Below are 22603 nucleotides of genomic sequence, written 5' to 3'. Positions count from 1 at the left end.
CACAACCCGTGTGGGGAGTGAGCTTCAGTCCAGCGCTTCAATCCACAAACCGCCCCAGCCGCTGCCTGAGCATGCGGTTTTCCGCCCTGACGTGTTCGAGCTCTTGCAGAAGGTCCAGCGCCAAAGCGACGCCGTCCCATTCCAGCTGCAATTCGCGATGCAATTTGACCGCACGCCTGCCGATCGACAACGCGGCACTGTCGAACAGCCACTCATCCGGCTGCCTTCCCTGGGGTTCGAGAATGCCGTGCTCGACAATCTCGATGACGAAGGCGGCCGGCAGGTCGACCACCTCACAGAACTCCTGCATGTCTATGACCAGGGTATTGCTCATGATCAGTTACTCCATTGAGCCCTCGGATCGAACGCGGCCTGCTGGGCCAGCTTCTCCCACAGCGCTTTGGTCGCCTCATCGGTGGATTTGGGCATGACGATTTTCAGTTGCGCGTACAGATCGCCGCGCTGGCCCTGCTTGTTCAACAGACCATTGCCTTTGACCCGCAGCCGCTGACCGTTCTGACTGTCCGGGCGGATGGTCAGGCTGATCTTGCCGGTCAACGTCGGCACCGCCACCTTGGTGCCGAGCGCTGCTTCCCACGGCGCGATCGGCACCGTGATAATCAAGTCATGCCCCTCGACGTCGAACATCGGGTGCGGCGCCAGGCGGATGATCAGGTACAGATCGCCCTTCTCCCCACCGGCAACGCCCGGCGCGCCCTGCCCCTTGAGGCGGATGCGCTCGCCATCGGTGACGCCAGCGGGGATCTTCACATTCAACGTCTTGGTGATGTCGGCCATGCGCTGACCATTGGCGCTGTGTTGCGGCACCTTGAAGCTGATCTGCTTGGACTCGGTGGAGAGGGTCTCCTCCAGAAACACCGCCAGTTCCATCTCCACGTCCTGCCCTCGACGCCCCGGGCTCTGCGCCCGACCGCCTTGCTGACCACCGCGATTACCGAAAATGGAACTGAAAAAGTCGGAGAAATCGCCGTTTTCGAAGCCGCCGCCACCAAAGCCCTGACCCGCGCCCGCGCCCGCGCCGCCGCGGCCCTGCCAGCCAGGCGGTGGCTGGAACCGGCCCTGACTGCCGTATTTGCGAATCTCGTCGTATTCGGCGCGCTTTTCAGGGTCGCTGAGCGCTTCATACGCTTCGGAGGCTTCTTTGAATTTGTCTTCCGCGCCAGGCTCTTTGCTGACGTCGGGGTGATACTTGCGCGCGAGCTTGCGATAGGCGGTCTTGATCGTCTTCTCGTCCGCCGTCGGCTCTACGCCAAGGATCTTGTAATAGTCTTTGAAGTCCATCTGACGGTCACCCAATTCTGGAATATCCAGCCCAGTCCGCAGCGTGTTCCACATGTGAACGCTGGCTGCGTTGAACGTTGCAATGTTATCGGCACGCCGTCCCGCGAATTGAAACGCTGTCCAGACCGGCCAAATGCATTAAGAGTTGCCTGCTAGATTGGGGCTCGGGGCCACAGTTCAAGCCAGGGGCTGGAAATAGATGCCGGACGGGCGATAAACCGACGTTTCGCGCTACGCATCCGGCGCGCACTCGCATACACTGCGCGGCCGTTTTTTGACTGGTATGCAAAGCAGATGAGCACTCCATCCCCGGCCCGTGCCCTTGGCATCGATTTTGGCACGTCCAACTCCACGGTCGGCTGGCTACGCCCTGGAGTGGAAACGCTGATCGCACTGGAGGACGGCAAGATCACGCTGCCCTCGGTGGTCTTTTTCAACATCGAAGAGCGCCGCCCGGTCTACGGTCGTCTTGCGCTTCACGAGTACCTCGAGGGCTACGAAGGCCGCCTGATGCGCTCGCTCAAGAGCCTGCTGGGTTCCAAGTTGATCAAGCACGACACCAGCGTGCTCGGGACAGCGATGCCGTTCAAGGACCTGCTCGGGCTGTTCATCGGCGAACTTAAAAAGCGTGCTGAAGCTGCTGCCGGTCATTCCTTTGAGCACGTCGTGCTGGGCCGTCCCGTGCATTTCGTCGATGACGACGCTGCCGCCGACCAGGAGGCAGAAGACACGCTGGCCGATGTGGCGCGCAAGATCGGCTTCAGGGAGGTTTCCTTCCAGTTCGAGCCCATCGCAGCGGCCTTCGACTACGAGTCAACGCTGAACCGTGAAGAGCTGGTGCTGATCGTCGACATCGGCGGCGGTACGTCGGACTTCTCGCTGGTGCGCCTGTCGCCGGAGCGTCGCCTGATTGATGACCGTCACACCGACATCCTCGCCACGGGCGGCGTGCACATCGGCGGTACCGACTTCGACAAGCAGCTGAGCCTGCAGGGCGTGATGCCGCTGTTTGGTTATGGCAGCCGGATGAAAAGCGGCGCCTACATGCCAACCAGCACACACATGAACCTGGCGACCTGGCACACGATCAACTCGGTGTATTCGCAAAAGTCGCAACTGGCGCTGGGCAGCATGCGCTATGACATCGAAGACACCCAGGGCATTGATCGGCTGTTCAGACTGATCGATCAACGCGCCGGTCACTGGCTGGCGATGGAAGTCGAAGAAACCAAGATCCAGCTGACCCACTCGGAAAATCGCCTGGTGCCGATGGACCGCGTCGAGCCCGGCCTGAGCGTGGACCTCACGCGGCAGTTGTTCGAATCGTCAATTGACGCCTTGCTCGAACGCGTGCGCGGCAGTGTGACGAATCTGTTGAATGACGCAGGCGTGGGTGTGACCGATGTCGACACCGTGTTCTTCACCGGCGGCTCCAGCGGCATCCCGGCCCTGCGCAACAGCGTCGCCGCCATGCTGCCCAAGGCCCGGCACGTCGAGGGCAACATCTTCGGCAGCATCGGCAGCGGGCTGGCGATCGAAGCCAAGAAGCGTTACGGCTGATCCCCCGCGGGGCGCTTGTAGGACTGGCTTTAGCCGGGAAGGCGTCAGGTGTCACGCCGCAAAATTGATGGTGTCTGCGCAGGCCTCTTCCCGGCTGAAGCCGGTCCTACACATCGCAGGCGCATCGTAGGACTGGCTTTAGCCGGGAAGGCGTCAGGCGTCACGCCGCGAAATTGAGGGTGTCCGCGCAGGCCTCTTCCCGGCTGAAGCCGGTCCTACTGAACATCGCGGCCCCACTGACTGACCGTGTGTACTTTGTGGGACCGGCTTTAGCCGGGAAGGCGTCGGGTGTCATGCGGCAAAATTGAGGGTGTTCGCGCAGGCCTCTTCCCGGCTGAAGCCGGTCCTACTGAATATCGCGGTCCCACTGACTGACCGTGTGCACTTTGTGGGACCGGCTTTAGCCGGGAAGGCGTCAGGTGTAGTGGTCAACTAATTCCGGACACCTCGATAGGTTGTTTCAAGGCCATCGTCCGTTCGTAAACGGTCGGTGGCAGATACCCCAGTTTTGAGTGCAGCCGCTCGTTGTTGTAATACCCAACGATGTATTGAGTGATGTCGCGTATCGCTTCGCCATGGTTGGCGTAATTGCGCCGCCATACCCGCTCCATTTTCAGGCTCAGGAAGAAGCGTTCCATCACCGCATTGTCCCAGCAGTTGCCCTTACGGCTCATGCTTTGCTGCATGCCGTGCCTGGCCAGCAGCGATCTGTAGATTGCGCTCGCATATTGGCTGCCGCGATCGGAGTGAGCGATCAGGCCAGGCGGCGGTTGACGCTGCGCGACGGCCATCTGCATCGCGCTGCACACCAGCTCTGCAGGCATGTTTGGGGCCATCGCCCAACCCACGATCTTGCGCGAGAACAAGTCCAGCACCACGGCCAGATAAAGCCAGCCGCTGCGCGTTCCTATGTAGGTAATGTCGGCGACCCAGGCGGTATTCACAGCCTGCGGTTCAAACTGACGGTTCAACACATTTTCAGCGATTGGCAGGTCATGCTTGCTGTCGGTCGTATGCACAAACTTAGGTTTCCACGCCGAGCGCAAACCATGGGCTCGCATCAGGCGGCGGACTTTACAGCGGCCTATTTCCATGCCCTTGGCCCGCAGAGCCTTGGTTAAAGAGCGGCTGCCGGAGCAGCCGTCGCTCACGGCAAACGATGCCTTGAGCTGCGCGACAATGGGACAACTGAGCCGAACAGGTGCTTGTGCACGCTTACGGGCCTCGTAAAAACCTGATCGACTGACGTTCAGCAGACGACAGACATGCGCCACCGGATAAGCCTTCTGTTGCAGTTGCCGAACAAGCCGATACGTCACTTCAGTTCGCGGGCAAAGAAGGCGGTAGCCTTTTTTAGGATGTCGTTGTCCATCTTGAGCTGCCGGTTTTCCTGCTCCAGCTGCCGAATGCGCTGTTGCTCAGCCGTCAGCGGGTTTCCTATCCCGGCCTGGCCCAACTGCTCGGCGTCGTATTGGCGGATCCACCGTCGTACGGCCGTCTCACCGAGATTCTGGTCCTGGCAAACCTGCGGAACGGTCAGCCCCTGATCCCTGACCATCTTTACAACTTCCAATTTGTAGCTGTCGTCAAACCTGTTGCGTTTTCTGGTCATGTAGAACTCCTCGATAAATGTATTTTCCACTTATCGAGGTGTCCGGGGAAATTAGACCACTGCAAGGTGTTACACCGCGAAATTGAGGGTGTCCGCGCAGGCCTCTTCCCGGCTGAAGCCGGTCCTACTACATCGCGGGCGCATCGTAGGACTGGCTTTAGCCGGGAAGGCGTCAGGCGCCACGCCGCGAAGTTGAGGCTGTCCGCGCAGGCCTCTTCCCGGCTGAAGCCGGTCCTACTGAACATCGCGGTCCCACTGACTGACCGTGTGCACTTAGTGGGACCGGCTTTAGCCAGGAAGGCGTCAGGCGTCACGCCGCAAAATTGAGGGTGTCCGCGCAGGCCTCTTCCCGGCTGAAGCCGGTCCTACACATCGCAGGCGCATAGTAGGACTGGTTTTAGCCGGGAAGGCGTCGGGTGTCACGCCGCGAAATTGAGGGTGTCTGCGCAGGCCTCTTCCCGGCTGAAGCCGGTCCTACACATCGCAGGCGCATCGTAGGACTGGCTTTAGCCGGGAAGGCGTCAGGTGTCATGCCGCGAAATTGAGGGTGTCTGCGCAGGCCTCTTCCCGGCTGAAGCCGGTCCTACTACATCGGAGGCGCATCGTAGGACTGGCTTTAGCCGGGAAGGCGTCGGGTGTGATGCCGCGAAATTGAGGGTGTCCGCGCAGGCCTCTTCCCGGCTGAAGCCGGTCCTCCACACCGCGGGTAGCCGCGAATGGTTGAAACCTGCCGCTACACCAGCTCTGCCCGGCGCAGTTCGCTCTTCAGGTACGCGTAATAAATCGGCCCTGCCACCACCCCCGGCAGGCCGAAGGCGGCTTCGAAGATCAGCATCGCCAGCAGCAACTCCCACGACTTGGCGCTGATCTGCCCGCCGACGATCCGTGCGTTGAGGAAATACTCGACCTTGTGGATCACAATCAGATAACCCAACGCCGCCACCGCCACCCAGATCGACAACGACATGCCGACGATGAAGATCAGCGTGTTGGACATCAGGTTGCCGACCACCGGAAGCAAGCCCAGCAGGAAGGTCAGCACGATCAGGGTTTTGGTCAGCGGCAAGTGCACGCCACACAGCGGCAGGATCACTGCCAGGAATATAGAAGTGAACGCCGTGTTCAGCAGCGAGATCTTGATCTGCGCGAAAACAATATTGCGAAAGGCCTGAGTCAGCAGGTGCAAACGCTCGAACAGTGCCGCCGCCAATGGCTTGCGCTTGGTGACATCGGGGATGCGCTGCAAGGCGATGATCGCGCCCAGCACCATGCCAATCAGTAACGTCACGAACATGTGCGCCGCACCCTTGCCGAGCAGCTGAAGCTCTCCCAGGTGCTTGGTCAGCCACGCGCTGAGGGACACCTGAAACTCGGTGGCACTGGCCGGCAGGTAGTTGTCGATGAAGGGCGGCAGCTGACCGCGGGCGCGGTCCACCAGAATCATGAATTTATCCAGCGACGCGCCGGGGTTTTCCGCCTCGTGCAGCAGGAAACTGATCGCGCCGGCAAACAGCAACGCCAGCACCGTCACCACCAGAGTCCCCAGCAACGCCACCGCCAGCCACCGCGCACGCTCGCCGGCAATCAGCCGTTGCAGCTGTGGGGTGAGCATGTCGACCAGTTCGTACACCAGCAAACCCGCTAGCAGACTGGGCAGAAGGTTGAGCGGCAAGACCAGCAGCAACCCGCCGAACACGAGAATGCAACTGGCCAGATAGACTTGACGGGGCGTAAACGTTGGCATACAGCCTCAAAACGAGCGGCGTGAAGGATGGGCAGTCTGCCAGCGTTCTGAGTGGAGAACCAGCGACGCGAAAGCCCTTCAGGGCTCAAGCGTTGGGAGGCTGCGATTGCAGGCCAGATCATCGGCCGCAATCGCAGAAAGTACAGGGGCCGGCGCCGCCTTTCGACGCCCGCCATTGGCTCGGAAAATTATTTCTTTTTAAGACAATCGCTCATGAACGCCTTGCGCGCATCGCCCTTGAGCGCTTGGGTGCTCGCGGTGGCGTTGCAGGTTTTCATCTTTTCCTGCTGAGTGGCGGCAGCCGCAGGCGCGGCCTTCAGGCAGGAGCTCATGAACGCCTTGCGCTCGTCGCCTTTGAGGGATTTGGCCGAGGCATCGGCGTTGCAGGTGGTCATCTTGTTTTGTTGGGCGGTGGCGGCAAAACCCTGGGCGCTCAGCAGCAGGCCCATCACCAGCAGAGGAATACGCAGCATGGTCATCGCTTTTCTCCGGAAGCGCCACGCACCTGCATGGCTTTCGGAGCAGTGTAGCCAAAGAATGTTGCTGCATATTTCTGCAAATGCGCAGCGTGCGCTGGACGTGCGCACTGACAGGCCGATAATGGCGCCTCATTCAGCCGCCGGGCCGGTCATGCAATACCTTTATCCACTGCTCACCGTCATGATCTGGGCGGGCAACAACGTCATCACCAAAGCCGCCGCGGGCCGTATTTTCCCGGCCGAGATCGGCTTCTATCGCTGGTTACTGGCCGGCTTGCTGTTCACGCCGTTTCTGCTGGGTCCCGTGCTGCGCAATCGGGCGCAGATCAAACCCATCATCGGCAAGGTGGTGGTTCTGGGCGTGCTGGGCATGGCGATTTATCAGAGCCTGGCGTACTACGCAGCGAACATCACGACGGCCACCAACATGGGCATCATTCTGTCGTTGGTGCCGGTGATGACCCTGGGCATGTCGATCGCCAGCCTCGGCACCCGGTTGACCGCAGGCGCGCTGGTCGGCGCGATCGTGTCGTTTGCGGGCGTGTTGTGGGTGGTGTCCCAAGGGAGCTGGAGCTTGCTGATTGCCCATGGCATCAACATCGGCGACGTGATGATGCTGGTCGCAACGCTGGCCTATGCGACCTACAGCACGCTGCTGAAGAAGTGGCAGTTGCGCATGCCGCCGTTGCAGCTGCTTTATTTGCAGATTCTGGTGGCGATCATCGCGCTGTTTCCGCTGTTCGCGATTTCACCGAAAACCGGCCTGAATGCGAGCAACATTCCGTTGGTGCTCTACGCGTGCATCCCGACCTCAATGCTCGCGCCGTTGCTGTGGATGAAAGCGATTTCCATCCTCGGGCCAAGCCGTACCACGTTGTTTTTCAACCTGGTGCCGATCCTGACGGCGCTGGTCGCTGCGCTCGCACTGGGCGAGCAGCTGGCGTCGTATCACTTCATCGGCGGTGCCCTGACGCTGGGCGGGGTGATCCTGGCAGAACGCTGGACCACACCGCTGCGCAAGGCCGCAATGCATTAACGCTGTCCGTCGGATGAAACCGGCTATCAGGCTTTGTCGTGCTCCTGCGCAGCGTGAATCGACACGTCGGTAATGCCCAGCACGTGGGGCAGACCGATGGTGTCCTCACCGGTATCGAAGGGGTCATCTTCAACGGCCACGTTGTGCTTGAGCGCCAGCTCGTGCACAACCTCGATGATTGGCACGTCGAGGTTTTCAATCAGATCGACATGGTGCTCACCGGCCAGCGTGTACTCGATTTCATAAAGCTCTTTATCGCTCATCGCATCTCTTCCTACGCGACCTCACGGGTCGACTGATCACGAACTACGGCCAAATAAGTCAAAGACCGGCGGCTTTGAGACGCGCGGCATGTTCAAGGAACAACCCCACGGGATCGGCTCCGTTGCCCACCAGCCCGAAGTGCTGGTTGACGATGTCGAAATGGTCGAGCGGGTAGTCATCACCGATGACTTTACCCAAGTGAGAACTGCATCTCCCGACCATGCCATCAGATTGACCCCGCTCTTTCGTGAACGTGCGAGCAAATATTCGGCAAGTGAGATTTGACGTATCAAAGAGGTTCTTGCCGCGGTCGGTACGCCCCGGTTGCAGGGTCCCTGACCACGAGTAATAGCGCACGCCGCCGACCTCCTCCTCGCCCTGCCCGCCCCAGTGTTCGGGCAATCCCTGGGGGAACCGCCGGTTGAAGTGCGCCACGCCGCGTGCGGTCAGCGAATGGTGCGCAGCGTCGACATCCACGGGCAGGCGCGTACCGCGATAACCGGTGTCGAGCAGGCTGGTGATGAGCGTGGTGAGGCGGATGGCAGCGTTGACCACACGCCCTTTCAGGGTATGGGGCGGGTAATGCGCTTCAAAGTAGTCGGCCAGTTCGGAGCCATGGTTGGGCCCCGCGACGGAGGTGACCGAGGCGACCAGGTCCGGGCGTACGCCAGCAACATACCGAATGGTCAGCGCTCCCTGACTGTGACCGATCAGGTTGACCTTCGCCGCGCCGGTTTCCTTGAGAACTTCCTGGACTCGGGCCAGCAATTGCTCGCCGCGAATCTCGGTGGAATTGACCGCCGACACCATGACCGGAATCACCTGCGCGCCGCCCCGACGCAGCGCCGGCACGATGCCGAACCAATACGGATAGACCACCAGTTTCACGAAGCCTATCAATCCCGGTACCAAGACGATGGGATAACGGGTGGCCTGCTCTTGCGACATTAAGGAGCGTTCCTCAGTGAGCGTTTTTGTTCAGCGCTGCGGGGTCAAGTCAGCCACGTCAAAGTAGCCGGGAAACATTCATAAAACATGACAGTACGGGTAATGCCCCATCGCCATCAATTTGATCGAACTCTTTTGCATCTTGAATGCTCCTAACAGCAACGGGCCAACAATGGCCTTTTTCGCGGAGCGATTCGAATGTTCAAGCAATCCCTGGCAGTAGTGATTTCCATGGCCGCATTGGCCGGTTGCGCATCGACCACCCTGCCGAACCCGGTTGATTACGCGACCTATCGCAATGAGCCGCTGGTCAAGCAAGTCGAAGAAGGCATGACCAAAGAACAGGTCCTGACCATCGGCGGCACGCCATCGACCTCCATTCAGCGTCGCGCCCACCCAGGTACTTGCAACAACTACGTGCTGAACCGCGAAGGCCATCAGCAGGCGTACTACGTCACCTTCGACAACAATGGCCGCGTCAACAGCAAGGGTTTCATGACCTGCGAACAGCGTGACGCCAACGAACGCGCCATGTGATCTGACGCCGTCCGTATGAATGGGTGAGTCCGCTCGCGATCACGAGCGCCGAGGCATCGCAAAGATGCCCGGCGCTGCCGCTGTCGCGAGTGATTCCCTTGAAGCAAGCGCACCCCGTCTTGACTCCGCATCACCCTCGTCCCCCTACAACCCGACCATCTGACACTGCGTCAAAAAGTCCCCGAACAAAAATCAAACTTTTGCCAGCGCCCACCACTCACACCTTAAGACCCGATCTCGCCGGGCGCCTGCTTGACGTATGGCGCAACAGAGCGCGACGGAAAAAACCGTAAAAGCCCTGGAGAAATCTGATGATCAATCTGCACCCAATGACCGACGTCGCCACCCTGCGAGAGCGCGCACGCAAAAACGTCGAAGACGGCGCCGTCACTGAAGGCTACAACGGTGATCGTGATGAGGTCCTGCGTCTGCTGAACTCGTCGCTGGCCACTGAGCTGGTCTGCACCCTGCGTTACAAGCGCCACTACTTCATGGCCAAGGGCATCAAGTCCCACGCCGCCGCTGATGAGTTTCTGGAACACGCCAATCAAGAGCTCGAACACGCTGACAAGCTGGCCGAGCGCATCGTGCAGCTGGGTGGCGAGCCGGAATTCAACCCGGACCTGCTGAGCAAGAACTCCCACGCCCAGTACGTGGCCGGCAACACACTGAAAGAGATGATCACCGAAGACCTGGTGGCCGAGCGTATCGCGATCGACAGCTACCGCGAAATCATTCAGTACATCGGCGACCAAGACCCGACTACCCGCCGTATCTTTGAAGAGATCCTGGCGCAGGAAGAAGAGCACGCCGACGACATGGCCGACCTGCTCGACGGCCTCTGATACGCGACACGCAATGCAAAAAGCCAGGGCACATGCCCTGGCTTTTTTGTGGGTAACTTTCAGGCGGGATGTTTAGCGGATACCGGGCTCTTCGCGAGCAAGCTCGCTCCCACAAGGGCCAGATCAACCTGACGCTGAATCAGGCGCCGAACGCGGTTCTGTGGGACCGGGTACCAAGCAAGCCTGCGCCGAACCCGGGCATATTGTGTGAGTGAAGACGGCACAGAATCCTGCGCCGACCTTATTTCACAGTCTTAGGCGCCTTGCCCGAGCGCATCTGCTCCAGCAACCCGGTGCACTGGTTAGGCGCGTCGCCGCTGCTCGGTGCCACCAGTGCCAGCAATCCCGCCGCCGGTCCGACTGCAGCGCCCAACAGCACCATGCCCGCGCCGCGCAGCAACAGCGGACCTGACTCAACACCCGCGTTGGGTTTGCTGAACGGCCCACGCACATACAGCGGCGAACGCAGGGAGAAGACCCGGAAGCCTTTCGATTCGGGCGTCACCTTCATGTCCAGTTGCTCGGTCTTCAGGTTCGCCGTGCCATCGACGTAAATAATCGCGTTCTCGGTATCGAACACAAACACCTTCGTGCTCGCCAAGCCGTCCTTGAAGCCGACATCAGTGGCCGCACAGTTGATCTTCACGTCCTTGTCGCCGAACAGCTTGCCCACCACGTAGTTGCCAACGTTCAGGCCCGCAATCTCCATCAGGCCACGGCTGACGGCGCCGTCGTTGATCAGCATCTTCAGCTCGCCGTTGGACGTGCCCAGCAACGCTGCCACCGAGTTGCCACGGCCACTGAGGTCGGCATCACCGTTGAGCTCACCAAAGCTGGTTTTCATCGGTTCGAAGGTGGGGAACAGCTGCTTGAGCTTGAAGCCGCGAGCCGACAGTTTCGCGCGGCCCTCCAGCGGCTGGGTGTGCCCGTTGAGCTTGATGTCGGCGTCGAGCTTGCCGCCTGCCACACCAAACCGCAGCGGTTCCAGACTCAGCACACCATCGTTGAGCACCACGTGGGTGTACAGGTCGGTGAACGGCAGGTCGGCGCTCTGCACAATGCGCTTGCCGGTGAACTCGACGTCGGCGTCCATGGCAGCCCAGCGGTCGGTCTTGAACTCCTCGACCGGCAGCACCTTGCCTGTCGGCTGCTTGCTCTCGCCGCCCCGGGTTTTCTGCTCGGCATTGGAATCGGCGCCAATCAGCGGCTTGAGGTCCGCCATCAGCAGTTGGTTGGACACCAGCGCGCCGGTCAGCTTGGGGCGAGGTTCGCTGGCGGCAAAGCCGAGATCACCGTGGATGTCGCTGTCGCCGATCTTGCCGTTGAAGCCCTTGTACTGGAACGACGCACCCGCCGGGTCGTGCAGTTTCGCGATCAGGCGGCCGTCTGTGGAGTACGGAGGGGAATCCGGCAGCGTCACGCCGGTCAGCGGATAGAGATTGCTGAGGCTGTCGCCGGACAATTTCAGGCGCAGGTCCAGTTCACCCAGATTCTGCGGATCGGTAACCGTGCCTGCGATCGCAACACGCAAGGCGCCCGCGCTGACGTCGGCCTGCACCGGGAATGGCAACGCCGCGTCTTTCAGCGCCAGTAGCCCACCTACCTTGCCGCTGCCGTTGAGTTTCTGGCCGTGGTACTGGCCTTTGGCAGTAAAGCCGAAGGCATAGTCCTGAGCCGAAGCGCCCTTGTCCTGAACCTTCTTCGCCTCGCTGCTGCCGACGATGTCGCTGTAGGGGATCGGCTTGCCCAGCATGTCGATGACGACATCGACGGCCGTGTTGATCTTCTGGTCGTTGTAGCTCACGAAGCCTTTGTCGAAGCCGATCGAGCCGATGTCGACCACCCAGCTCGACGGTTTGGCGTTCGGGTCGCTCTTGGGCAGATCAAAGACCCAGTTGGCGCGGCCATCGGCCAGACGCTCGATCTTCGCGTTGGGCTCGGTCAGGTTGATACGCGGGATGACCACGCGCTGGGCCAGCAACGGCAAGGGAGACAAACGCAGGTCGACGCGCTTGAGCGTGACCATCTGCGGCGTCTTTGACCATTCCGGGTTGCCCAGTGCGATGTCTTCCGCCGACAGGTGCGGCCACGGCACCCAGGCGCGCCAGCCGCCTTCATCGGGCTCGCGGTGCCAGCTCACGGCCAGATTGCCGTTGATGGCAAAGGGACGATGGAGTTCTGCAGACACCTTCTCGTTGATGGTCGGCTTGAGTCGGTTCCAGTCGAACGTGGCGATCACAATGATCAGAATCACCAGCAACAGCAGCAGGATTGCGGCTGTCCAGGCGAAGATTTTACGGCCTCGCGTCATTGCGTTGTCTCCCCAAAAACCGATGCGCCATCCAGGGCGCGTCTCGTACGTCGTAACGCTTCGACTGAGAAAAGCCGCGTCGGTTTGATCAAATCTGTATTCAAGGCCAGAAAAGTTCCGCACCCCACCGATACCGTACGTCCAGACGGGCTTGGCGATCCCTCTGAAACTCGCTGAAAGGCCCGCCGGGCAACGAGTCCAGAGGCGCATCATTTCTGTCGATGGTCACCATCAGCTCGCTGAACTTCTTTATCAAGCGGGCAGCGGTAAAATCGCCAGCACGTTCACATCACCCTTTACACCCGAGCATCCTTCCATGAAACGCCAGTTGATTGCCCTGACCCTTTCCCTGCTTGCCTCGAGCGCGTTCGCGATGCCTGCCAGCGAACAAGCGATCCTCGGCGAAGCAAAGGCGACACAGCATTCCGGTTTGCCGACCCTTGCGCAGGACGGCCCCGACCGATTGATCAATCAATATCAGCGCGTCGCCGAAAACGGCCCTGATCGGCTGATTCAGCAGTATCAGCGCATTTCCTGATTTTTACCCGCTGCGTCAAAAGCTTCCCGGCTAAAGCCAGTCCTATGGAAACAACGCGGCGCTTGTTAGTGGAACCGGCTTAAGCCGGGAAGAGGCCGGTTTGAGCACTCTCAATCCGCAACAACCCCACGATGAGAACAGCCCGGCCCTGATCGCCGGGCTTTTTATTGCCCGACGTCAAACCGGGTTCGACGCCACGCAAACGCATTTGCTAGAGTTGCGGCCCATGCCTCTATCAGATACACGCCCCATGCTGCCCCGCGCCGAACAGAAACAGCAGACTCGCCATGCCCTGCTCGATGCAGCCCGGGGTCTGATGGAGAGCGGACGCGGTTTCGGCAGTCTGAGCCTGCGCGAGGTGGCGAAAACAGCCGGCATCGTACCCACCGGTTTCTATCGGCACTTCGATGACATGGACCACCTCGGCCTGGCGCTGGTCAGCGAAGTCGGTCAGACCTTCCGCGAAACCATCCGCCGCGTGCGGCACAACGACAACATCGACAGCGGCATCATCGACGCCTCCATCCGCATCTTTCTGGACGTCGTGGCCGCCAACCGCTCGCAGTTTCTGTTCCTGGCGCGCGAACAATACGGCGGCTCGCTGAAGGTCCGACAGGCGCTCGGTGCGCTGCGCGAAGGCATCATCGCCGACCTCGCGACCGACCTGGCGTCGATGCCCAAATTCCATCACCTGAACACCGACGACCTCTCGGTCATGGCCGACCTCGTGGTAAAAAGCGTGTTTGCCATGCTTCCGGAGCTGATCGATCCGCCGCCCCCGGCATTGGCCGAACATTTGACCCCCCGCGCGAAAATCACTCAGCAACTGCGCTTTATCTTCATCGGCGCCAAGCGTTGGCAGGGATTGGGCAGCACCGAGTGAGTCGCGACGCTTCACTCCTCTGCAACACGGCTTCATGACCCTCCCTTCGCACCACGGAGGTGCGCCTTCGCAACTGACGCACCGATAAGTCGCACTCAGGTGATCAGCCCCGCCCTTACTGCACCGTATTCTGGCAATTTCTGCCCTGTCCATCTGTTGGCAAGCCACTTGCTCTAGCCCTTGCATCGCACATTGCTGGAAGCTTTCTGATGCTGGTGATTCATCAACGGGTCGAACCTCAGGCTGAATGGGCCGCAGAGCTGCATTTGATATTCGAGGCGCGGAGCAAAAGCCGGCTGCGCTGTTTCAGTGCCGAGGGCGAAGACGTCGGGCTGTTCCTTGAGCGGGGCCAGCCGCCGCTGCGTGATGGCGACTTTCTCAAGGCTGAAGACGGGCGGATCGTGCGTGTTTGCGCGCGCCCCGAGCAACTGATGCACGTGACGTGCAGCAACACGTTCGAGCTGACCCGGGCGGCGTATCACTTGGGCAACCGCCATGTGGCACTGCAAGTAGGCGACGGCTGGCTGCGTCTGCTCGACGACTACGTGCTCAAGGCCATGCTCGATCAACTGGGCGCCACGACCGAATCCATCGAAGCCCCCTTCCAGCCCGAGCACGGCGCCTATGGCGGCGGCCATCACCACTCGCGCGCCGGTGAGGAAGATTTCAATTACGCGCCGCGCATTCATCAATTCGGCGTACGCACGTGAACGCAGCCTGGGCGCTGCTGCGTCTGGCCAGCCCCCAGCTGCCGATCGGCGGCTACAGCTATTCCCAGGGCCTGGAAATGGCGGTCGAGCAATCGACCGTCCACGACTCGGCCAGCGCCGCCCGCTGGATTGGCGACCAGTTGCTGCTCAACCTTGCACGATTCGAGGCGCCGCTTTTACTGGCGCACTGCACGGCGGCTGCCGAAGACGACTGGGCGGCCTTGTTGCAATTGAGCGAAGAGCATCGCGCCAGCCGCGAAACCCGCGAACTGCATCTGGAAAGCCGGCAGATGGGCTACTCGCTGCAGCAATTGCTCAACGGTCTGCCGGAAATGGATCAGCCCGCGCGGGACTTTCTACAGCGTATGGGCGAGCCACATCTGGCGCTGGGTTGGGCACTGGCCGCGCGCGCCTGGCAGATCAGCCCTCAGGACGCGCTCGCTGCCTGGCTCTGGAGCTGGCTCGAAAACCAGTTGGCGGTGCTGATGAAAACCCTGCCACTGGGGCAGCAAGCTGCACAGCGCCTGACCAGTGAGTTGCTGCCGCTGCTGCAGAAGGCCCAGCACGACGCGACCGTACTGAATCCTGAACACATCGGCAGCGCGCCATTCGGTCTGGCGCTGGCGAGCATGAACCATGAGCGGCAGTACAGCCGCCTGTTCCGATCATGAGGTGGCTGCCATCGCCGCAGCACCTCGAACCGCACACCATGCTTAACGGAGAGAACGAATGAACAGCCAACCTTTGCGCGTCGGCATCGGCGGTCCGGTCGGGTCCGGCAAGACCGCGCTGACGCTCGCGCTGTGCCTGGCCCTGCGCGATCGTTACAACCTCGCGGTGGTCACCAACGATATCTACACCCGTGAAGACGCTGATTTTCTGGTGCGCAATGAAGCACTGGCGCCCGAGCGCATCATCGGCGTCGAAACCGGTGGCTGCCCGCACACGGCGATCCGCGAAGACGCTTCGATCAATCTGGAAGCGGTCGACCAGCTCAATCGGCGCTTCGAGGGGCTGGACCTGATCATCGTCGAATCCGGCGGCGACAACCTGTCCGCGACGTTCAGCCCGGAGCTGTCGGACCTCACCATTTATGTGATCGACGTGTCAGCCGGCGACAAGCTGCCGCGCAAGGGCGGCCCCGGCATCTGCAAATCCGATCTGCTGGTGATCAACAAGATCGACCTCGCGCCGCTGGTGGGTGCATCGCTGGAGATGATGGACCGCGACACGAAGAAGATGCGCGGCGACAAGCCGTTCGTGTTCAGCAACCAGAAAACCGGTCACGGCCTGGAGCAGATCATCGCGTTCATCGAGCGCCAGGGTCTGCTGACTGCGGCCTGATTTCGTCCACCCAAATGGCTAACACCCAAGTGAAGCAAGGAATTCATTCATGAACGGCAAAAAAGTATTCGGCGCGTTGGCGCTGCTCCTCGTTCCGGCGCTGGCCTTCGCCCACCCCGGCCATGATGAAAGCGGTCTTGTGGCCGGCATCAGCCATCCACTGGGCGGCATCGATCACCTGCTGGCGATGATCGCTGTCGGGCTTTGGGCTGCACAGCAAAAAGGCGCCGCGCGCTGGGCGCTGCCGTGCACGTTTGTCGGCACCATGCTGATGGGCGGCTTGCTCGGGTTTGAAGGCCTGGCATTGCCGGCACTGGAGAGCGGCATTGCGGCATCGGTGTTTGCATTGGGCCTGGCGGTCGCGCTGGCCGTACGCCCGCCACTGTTCATGGCTGTAGCAGCGACGGCGCTGTTTGCGCTGTTCCACGGCGTCGCCCACGGTCTGGAGCTCCCTGAAATGTCGAGCCCGTGGGGCTATGCCCTCGGATTCGTCGGCGCGACGGCTGCGCTGCATGCAGCGGGTTATGCCGTGGTGCGGTTTCTGCCAACCGCGGCGGCACCAGTGGTGCGGATCGCAGGTGCGCTGTCGGCCGCAGCCGGCATCTGGTTGTTCGCGGGCTAAACCATGCGTTATAGGGTTCGGCGGGGATCAATCGATCCCCGCTGCCCCGCCCGCCTCACCTCCTGCTACCATGTCGCGCAATTTGCCACTGCCGTGACGCCATCCAATGCCTGACGCTTCCCTTCCCACCGCCAAGTCTGAACTGTCCGCCCTGTTTACTGAGCTGCAGCAGCACTTCATGCGCGTGGTCGTGCCGTTGTGGCAGGGCCCGGGGTGGAATGCCGAGATGGCGTTGCCGTTCGAGGCGCTCGACGCCCAGCATCGGCCTTTGCCGCCACAGCGCTACCGGGCCATGGCCTGCGCGCGTCAGCTGTTTCTGTTTTCAAGCCTGATCGATCACCCCGACGTGCCCGACGCCGCCACCCGCGCGGCCTCGCTGTTTCGTTCGTTGCAGCAGCACTTTCACGACGCCGAGCACGGCGGCTGGTTCTACAGCATTGATCCACAGGGCGCACCGCTGGATCGCCGCAAGGATCTCTACACTCACGCCTTCATCGTCTTCGCCTGCGCGCACTACTGGGGCAAGGTCCGTGAGCCGTTGGTGGAGTCGGTGCTTAATGCCGCGCTGAACGTGGTCGCCGAACGCTTCGCCGATGGCGATGGCTTGTACGAATCCGTGCTGGCCGAGGATTGGTCTTCGCTCAACGCCGGCCCGCTGCAAAACCCGCTGATGCATCTGGCCGAAGCATTTCTCGGCACCTTGGCCGTGCGTGATGACGCTGACACGCTGGCGGCGCTGGATGCCCTGGTAGAAGCCATGCAGCGACGCTTCGTGGACGTCGATCACGGCGTCATGCTGGAGAAACTGCTGGACGCTGTGGATAACTGGTCCGAGCCGGGTCATCAGTTTGAATGGTTTTATCTGCTGGCATCGTCCGCGCGTCTGCGGGGCACGCCGCTGTATCGCTCGCTGGAGACTGCATTCGCCCACGCCGAAGCACAGGGTGTCGACCAGACGACTGGCGCGGTCGCGGCGATGCTGGAAGTGGACGGTTCGGTAAAAGACGGCACGCAGCGCATCTGGGCTCAGGCTGAATACCTGCGCGCGCTGACGTTACGGCCTGAGAGCGAACATCTGCTGGCGCGCCAATTGACTGCGCTGCAAACGCAGTTCCTGCATCCTACCGGCTGGAACGAGTGCCTCGACAGCCAGGGACAGATCAGCCGCAGCGACATGCCGTCGACAACGCCGTATCACCTGGCGACCTGCTACATCGGGCTGGCCGAGTTTTTTATCGGCTGAGCTGATTCCCTGATGGCCATCCCATCAGAGATTGGCGGCGACCCCTTTGGGAGCGAGCTTGCTCGCGAATGGGCAGGTACATCCGCTAAATATTCAGCGGTTGGAATGCCGTCTTGTGAGCAAGCTCACTCCCACATGGACGGCGCTGCCCTCTGGAACGCGCCGCGTGTCGGGCGACGCTAATCTCCTAAAACCCTACTTATTTCTCCCCGCGACTGCGATCAATCGCAAACCCGGCCCAGGTCTGGCTCACGGGCATCAGCTCCAGGCTGTTGACGTTGACGTGGGCCGGCGTGTTCATGATCCAGAAGATGGTGTCGGCGATGTCCTGGGGCTGGATCGGCTCGGCGCCTGCGTAGGTGGCGTCGTACTTGGCCTGATCGCCGCCGAAACGCACCAGCGAGAACTCGCTCTCACACAGGCCCGGCTCAAGGTTGGTCACCCGTACGCCGGTGCCGACCAGGTCGTTGCGCAGGTTCAGCGAGAACTGTCCGACGAACGCTTTGGTGCCGCCATATACGTTACCGCCCGGGTACGGATAATTCCCCGCAACCGAGCCAAGGTTGACGATGCTGGCGCCGCGGCCGTAGGCGATCAGACGCGAAAGCAGCGTGCGCGTTGTGTAAACCAGCCCTTTGATGTTGGTGTCGATCATGGTGTCCCAGTCATCCAGATCGCACTTGGGTGCAGGATCAATCCCCAGCGCCAGGCCTGCGTTGTTGATCAAGCCGCGGATCTTCGCGAATTCAGCCGGCAGGCTTTCCACGGCGCGCTCCACGCCTGCGCGATCGCGCACGTCCAGCGTCAGCGTGTGCACCTTGGTCTGTTTCGACAATTCGGCGCTCAGCGCCTGCAAGCGGTCTTCACGGCGACCGGTCAGCACCAGCGACCACCCCGCCTCGGCAAAACGACGGGCGCAGGCTTCGCCAAACCCGGAAGTGGCCCCGGTAATGAATACGGTAGAGGTCATTTCTTTCTCCTGACTAAAGATGCGGGCTTATCAAGCCAAGCGGGAATGTCACGCAAGCAGCGTTGCGTGTAGGAAGGTTCTGGAGAATGCCCGCCCGCACAGGCCGGGATCAAGCACCATCCGCAACATGGTCATACAACCGCTCTGCTGTATAAAAAATAACCAATTGCTCCCAACCCTTACACCATGTGGCCTGCAGACACTTTTGCCCACCTTATCCACAGTCAGACGTACATTTTCTGGGGGCAACTCTAAAACGCCGAAAGTCCCGGCATACGCGGCGTGTGGGTAACTCAGCGCATGTTTTTACTTGACCGGCCATGGGCCATCTGCCGTCGACTTTCTCAAGACTTGGGTGCGCGGACAGGATTGCTGCGTGAACGCCAGAGATTGCGCTATCTGCGGCGGTCTTTCCAACGGTTGCACACAGACTTATCCACAGGCAGACACCTTATAAAGACTGTATAAAAAACCAGCCACAAGAACGTTGACAAACCCCCTCAAAATACCGGCCGAAAGCGCTGGTCAAATATTGATCAGCATGCTGCAAGCCACGTAAATAAAGGCCTCCAGCCAGCTGCTCCCAACTTATTCACAGTCACCTCCACAGTAAAACTGAACAAGTCAAAAGCGTGACAAAACAGCGATTTGCAGCGGCTATATGTCGCGTTTTCGCATCTGCCCAAAATTGTTTTCCACAATTCGGCTCCCGCATAAAAAAGCCCCGGAAGTTATCCACCCGAGGCTTGTTTGAGCCGCATTGATCAGCAATCAGTGACCGCCAAGATAGGCGTTTCTGACCTCCTCGTTGGTGAGCAATTCCTTACCCGTGCCCGTCAGGCGAATCTCGCCGTTGACCATCACGTAAGCTCGGTCCGACAGCTTCAGCGCATGGTTGGCGTTCTGCTCGACCAGGAAGATGGTCATGCCGGTCTGCGCCAGCTCGCGCAGCGTTGCGAAAATCTGCTTCACGATGATGGGTGCCAGCCCCAGGCTCGGTTCGTCCAGCAACAGCAACTTGGGACGGCTCATCAACGCCCGCGCAATGGCGAGCATTTGCTGTTCGCCCCCGGACATCGTCATCGCCCGCTGATTGCGACGCTCCTTGAGCCGCGGGAACATCTCGAACATGCGCTGCATGTCTTCGCTGGCGTGTTTGTCGCCGATGGGGATGGTGCCCATCATCAGGTTCTCTTCCACCGACATGTCCGGGAACACACGGCGGCCTTCCGGCGACTGCGCGATGCCATTGGACGCGATGTAGTGCGACGACTTGTGGGTGATGTCGGTGCCCTGATAGATGATCTGTCCACTGGCCGCGCGCGGCTGGCCGAAGATCGACATCAGCAGCGTGGATTTACCCGCGCCGTTGGAGCCGATCAGGCTGACCGTCTCGCCCTCGTCAATGTGCATCGAGACTTTCTTCAAGGCCTGAATCGGACCGTAATACACGTCGATCTCTTTCAGTTCGAGGATCGGCTTACTCATACCAACTCCTCTTCATCAGCGCCCAGATACGCCGCGATCACTTTCGGATCGTTGCGGATCTGCTCCGGTTTGCCCTTGGCGATCACGTTGCCGTGGTCGAGCACGACGATGTCGTCGGAAATGCCCATGACCATGCCCATGTCGTGCTCGATCAGCACGATGGTCATGTCGTGATCGTCGCGCAGGTGGCGAATCATGCCGCTCAACGCCTCGGTTTCCTGCGGGTTCAAGCCGGCTGCCGGTTCGTCCAGACAGATGACCTGCGGCCGCGTGCACATCGCCCGCGCGATCTCCAGACGGCGTTGCTGGCCGTAGGAAAGCTCACCGGCCAGACGGTTCGCGCAGTCCACCAGATCCACCACCTCGAGCCAGTAGAACGCGGTGTTCATGGCGTCTTCTTCGGCCTTGCGATAGGCCTTGGTGTTGAGGATGCCGGCCAGCATGTTGCGATTGACCCACATGTGCTGTGCGACCAGCAGGTTCTCGACGACGGACATTTCCTTGAACAGGCGAATGTTCTGGAAGGTACGCGCAAGCCCCGCACGGTTTACCAGGTGCGTGCCGCCAAACATTTTGTAGTACAGGCGGCTGCCAAAGCGCTTGGGCGACGCGAAGTCAGCAGCGCGAAATTGTTCGCCGAGCAACTGAATGACGTTGGTTTTCTTGCCCCGCGCGTTGAGCTCGATGCGCCCGCCGGTGGCTTTGTAGAAACCGGTCAGGCAGTTGAACACCGTGGTCTTGCCGGCGCCGTTCGGGCCGATGAGGGCGAAGATCGAGTTGCGCCGCACTTGCAGGCTGACGTCGCTGAGGGCCTTGATGCCGCCGAAGTGCATCATCAGGTTTTCGACGGACAGAACGATTTCGTCGCTCATCACGCGCCCTCCACTTTAGCCAGCACGCCTTTGCGTGGCTGCACGCCGGTACGGCTGATGCGGATCAAGCCACGGGGACGCCAGATCATCATCAGCACCATGAGGATGCCAAACAGCAAGACGCGGTATTCCGCGAAGCTGCGCAGCAGTTCCGGTGCGACGGTCAGCACGAACGCCGCGATAACCACGCCGACGGTCGAGCCCATGCCGCCGAGCACGACGATGGCGAGAATCAACGCCGACTCGAAGAAGGTGAACGAGGTCGGGTTGACGAAGCCTTGATAGCTGGCGAAGAACACGCCGGCCAGCCCTGCGGTCGAGGCGCCGATGGTGAAAGCCGAAAGCTTGACCAGCACGTGGTTCAGGCCCATGGAGCGGCAGGCGATTTCGTCTTCACGCAGTGCCTCCCACGCGCGGCCGACCGGCATGCGCGTCAGGCGATGCTTGACGTACAGCACCGCCAGCACCACCAGGAACAGCACGGTGTAGATGAAAATGAATTTCAGGTCCGGGTTGTATTCGAAGCCGAAATACTCGTGGATGGGGATGCCGCCGTCTTTGGCGCGACGTCCGAACTCCAGGCCGAAGAAGGTCGGCGCAGGCACCGCCACGCCGTTGGGTCCGCCGGTGAACGACAGCCAGTTATTGAGCACCAGACGAATGATCTCGCCGAAGCCCAACGTCACGATCGCCAGGTAATCCCCGTGCATGCGCAGCACCGGAAAGCCGAGGATGCAACCGGCAAGCGCCGCCGCAATGGCTGCCAGCGGCAACGCCGACCAGAACCCCAGGCCCAGATACTGATAACCCAGTGCCAGGCCGTACGCGCCAATCGCATAGAAAGCCACGTAACCCAGATCGAGCAGACCAGCGAGCCCTACCACGATATTAAGGCCCAGGCCCAGCAGCACATAGATCAGGCCGAGGATCACCACGGTCAGCACATACTTGTCGGCGAAGACCGGGAAAATCACCGCAATCAGAATCATCAGCGGAATGATGAAACGCAGGCGCGTCTTGTAACCCGGTGGCAGCACGTGCACGCCTGAGCCCGAGTTTTCGAAGCTCTGGGCGATGGCCACGCCCTTCGGCGTCTGCAGGAACAGGCTCATGAAGAAACGACCGACAACGACCACGCCCACCAGCACGGCGACGCGCCCTGGTTGCAGGTTGAAGCCGTAACCGTCGAGCACGATGCCGACGATCGGGCCGAACACGATCAACGCCAGCAGTCCGGCGATCACCGCGTCGATCAGGCTTTGTTTGATATCAATGGGTTTAGTAGGTGCAGACAT

General features: G+C 60.7%; 23 protein-coding genes. 11 read left to right on the top strand and 12 right to left on the bottom strand.

The window, feature by feature from the left end:
- Positions 1-37: 37 nt before the first annotated feature.
- Together QWI18_RS14390 and cbpA are read right to left on the bottom strand one after the other, a co-directional pair.
- Positions 38-334, bottom strand: a complete 297-nt coding sequence (locus QWI18_RS14390) for a chaperone modulator CbpM (protein WP_065987760.1) — start codon at positions 332-334, stop codon at positions 38-40.
- A gap of 2 nt (positions 335-336) precedes the next feature.
- The gene (gene cbpA / locus QWI18_RS14385) at positions 337-1302 is read right to left on the bottom strand and encodes a curved DNA-binding protein (RefSeq protein ID WP_369319111.1); all 966 of its coding nucleotides are present in this window, start codon (positions 1300-1302) and stop codon (positions 337-339) included.
- 294 nt (positions 1303-1596) lie between these two features.
- On the opposite strand from cbpA, the gene QWI18_RS14380 reads away from it, so the two are divergent.
- Complete coding sequence (locus tag QWI18_RS14380) at positions 1597-2862, top strand: Hsp70 family protein (RefSeq protein ID WP_192133274.1); 1266 nt, start codon at positions 1597-1599, stop codon at positions 2860-2862.
- Between the two features lie 428 nt (positions 2863-3290).
- Here the strand turns inward: QWI18_RS14380 and QWI18_RS14375 are convergent.
- The 3 genes from QWI18_RS14375 to QWI18_RS14365 form a co-directional block, all read right to left on the bottom strand.
- Positions 3291-4474 (bottom strand): IS3 family transposase gene (locus QWI18_RS14375; protein WP_369319110.1). Its coding sequence is split into 2 segments (ribosomal slippage): positions 3291-4210 and positions 4210-4474, totalling 1185 coding nucleotides; the frame shifts between segments, so codons are not numbered across the junction.
- A 733-nt stretch (positions 4475-5207) separates the two neighbouring features.
- Positions 5208-6218 (bottom strand): AI-2E family transporter, encoded by a 1011-nt coding sequence (locus tag QWI18_RS14370; RefSeq protein ID WP_065987762.1) that lies wholly within the window; start codon positions 6216-6218, stop codon positions 5208-5210.
- Positions 6219-6406: 188 nt separating this feature from the next.
- On the bottom strand, positions 6407-6697 hold the full coding sequence (locus QWI18_RS14365; protein WP_369319109.1) for a PsiF family protein: 291 nt from the start codon (positions 6695-6697) through the stop codon (positions 6407-6409).
- A 151-nt stretch (positions 6698-6848) separates the two neighbouring features.
- On the opposite strand from QWI18_RS14365, the gene QWI18_RS14360 reads away from it, so the two are divergent.
- Complete coding sequence (locus tag QWI18_RS14360) at positions 6849-7733, top strand: DMT family transporter (protein ID WP_369319134.1); 885 nt, start codon at positions 6849-6851, stop codon at positions 7731-7733.
- A gap of 26 nt (positions 7734-7759) precedes the next feature.
- Here the strand turns inward: QWI18_RS14360 and QWI18_RS14355 are convergent, their stop codons facing one another.
- A complete protein-coding gene (locus QWI18_RS14355) occupies positions 7760-7996 on the bottom strand; it encodes a hypothetical protein (protein ID WP_074891368.1) in 237 nt (78 codons plus the stop codon).
- 58 nt (positions 7997-8054) lie between these two features.
- Complete coding sequence (locus QWI18_RS14350; protein ID WP_369319108.1) at positions 8055-8945, bottom strand: esterase/lipase family protein; 891 nt, start codon at positions 8943-8945, stop codon at positions 8055-8057.
- A 198-nt stretch (positions 8946-9143) separates the two neighbouring features.
- Here QWI18_RS14350 and osmE point away from each other — a divergent pair, with 198 nt between their 5' ends.
- Both osmE and QWI18_RS14340 read left to right on the top strand, forming a co-directional pair.
- Positions 9144-9482 (top strand): osmotically-inducible lipoprotein OsmE, encoded by a 339-nt coding sequence (osmE, locus tag QWI18_RS14345; RefSeq protein ID WP_065987766.1) that lies wholly within the window; start codon positions 9144-9146, stop codon positions 9480-9482.
- 311 nt (positions 9483-9793) lie between these two features.
- Positions 9794-10327 carry a bacterioferritin gene (locus tag QWI18_RS14340; protein WP_065987767.1) on the top strand — a complete coding sequence of 178 codons (534 nt, stop codon included), beginning with the start codon at positions 9794-9796 and terminating at the stop codon, positions 10325-10327.
- 241 nt (positions 10328-10568) lie between these two features.
- Here the strand turns inward: QWI18_RS14340 and QWI18_RS14335 are convergent, their stop codons facing one another.
- Complete coding sequence (locus tag QWI18_RS14335) at positions 10569-12638, bottom strand: AsmA family protein (RefSeq protein ID WP_192135301.1); 2070 nt, start codon at positions 12636-12638, stop codon at positions 10569-10571.
- 151 nt (positions 12639-12789) lie between these two features.
- On the opposite strand from QWI18_RS14335, the gene QWI18_RS14330 reads away from it, so the two are divergent.
- The 7 genes from QWI18_RS14330 (at position 12790) to QWI18_RS14300 (ending at position 17978) form a co-directional block, all read left to right on the top strand.
- A complete protein-coding gene (locus QWI18_RS14330) occupies positions 12790-13176 on the top strand; it encodes a hypothetical protein (protein ID WP_369319107.1) in 387 nt (128 codons plus the stop codon).
- A 250-nt stretch (positions 13177-13426) separates the two neighbouring features.
- Positions 13427-14059, top strand: a complete 633-nt coding sequence (locus tag QWI18_RS14325; RefSeq protein ID WP_065987770.1) for a TetR family transcriptional regulator — start codon at positions 13427-13429, stop codon at positions 14057-14059.
- Between the two features lie 209 nt (positions 14060-14268).
- Positions 14269-14769 carry an urease accessory protein UreE gene (gene ureE / locus QWI18_RS14320; protein WP_192135307.1) on the top strand — a complete coding sequence of 167 codons (501 nt, stop codon included), beginning with the start codon at positions 14269-14271 and terminating at the stop codon, positions 14767-14769.
- Positions 14766-15440 carry an urease accessory protein UreF gene (locus tag QWI18_RS14315; protein ID WP_192135308.1) on the top strand — a complete coding sequence of 225 codons (675 nt, stop codon included), beginning with the start codon at positions 14766-14768 and terminating at the stop codon, positions 15438-15440. The genes ureE and QWI18_RS14315 overlap by 4 nt, the downstream gene beginning before the upstream one ends.
- Before the next feature lie 58 nt (positions 15441-15498).
- A complete protein-coding gene (gene ureG / locus QWI18_RS14310; protein WP_074891382.1) occupies positions 15499-16113 on the top strand; it encodes an urease accessory protein UreG in 615 nt (204 codons plus the stop codon).
- Between the two features lie 49 nt (positions 16114-16162).
- Complete coding sequence (locus tag QWI18_RS14305) at positions 16163-16735, top strand: HupE/UreJ family protein (protein ID WP_065987774.1); 573 nt, start codon at positions 16163-16165, stop codon at positions 16733-16735.
- 106 nt (positions 16736-16841) lie between these two features.
- Entirely contained in the window at positions 16842-17978 is a 1137-nt protein-coding gene (locus QWI18_RS14300) for an AGE family epimerase/isomerase (RefSeq protein WP_369319106.1), read from the top strand.
- Positions 17979-18177: 199 nt separating this feature from the next.
- Here QWI18_RS14300 and QWI18_RS14295 read toward each other — a convergent pair whose 3' ends face one another.
- The 4 genes from QWI18_RS14295 to livM all read right to left on the bottom strand — a co-directional run bounded on the left by QWI18_RS14295 (position 18178) and on the right by livM (position 22603).
- Positions 18178-18948, bottom strand: a complete 771-nt coding sequence (locus tag QWI18_RS14295) for an SDR family oxidoreductase (RefSeq protein WP_065987776.1) — start codon at positions 18946-18948, stop codon at positions 18178-18180.
- 771 nt (positions 18949-19719) lie between these two features.
- Positions 19720-20436: an ABC transporter ATP-binding protein gene (locus QWI18_RS14290; RefSeq protein ID WP_065987777.1), complete on the bottom strand. Its 717-nt coding sequence runs from the start codon at positions 20434-20436 to the stop codon at positions 19720-19722.
- On the bottom strand, positions 20433-21308 hold the full coding sequence (locus QWI18_RS14285) for an ABC transporter ATP-binding protein (protein WP_065987778.1): 876 nt from the start codon (positions 21306-21308) through the stop codon (positions 20433-20435). The genes QWI18_RS14290 and QWI18_RS14285 overlap by 4 nt, the downstream gene beginning before the upstream one ends.
- On the bottom strand, positions 21308-22603 hold the full coding sequence (livM, locus tag QWI18_RS14280) for a high-affinity branched-chain amino acid ABC transporter permease LivM (protein WP_065987779.1): 1296 nt from the start codon (positions 22601-22603) through the stop codon (positions 21308-21310). Before livM ends, QWI18_RS14285 begins: the two co-directional genes overlap by 1 nt.

The sequence above is a fragment of the Pseudomonas sp. W2Oct36 genome (assembly GCF_041060465.1).
GTDB classification, from domain to species: domain Bacteria; phylum Pseudomonadota; class Gammaproteobacteria; order Pseudomonadales; family Pseudomonadaceae; genus Aquipseudomonas; species Aquipseudomonas graminis_B.
The sequence above is the reverse complement of the archived record's forward strand: the minus strand, read 5'-3'. Positions and strand labels throughout refer to the sequence as shown.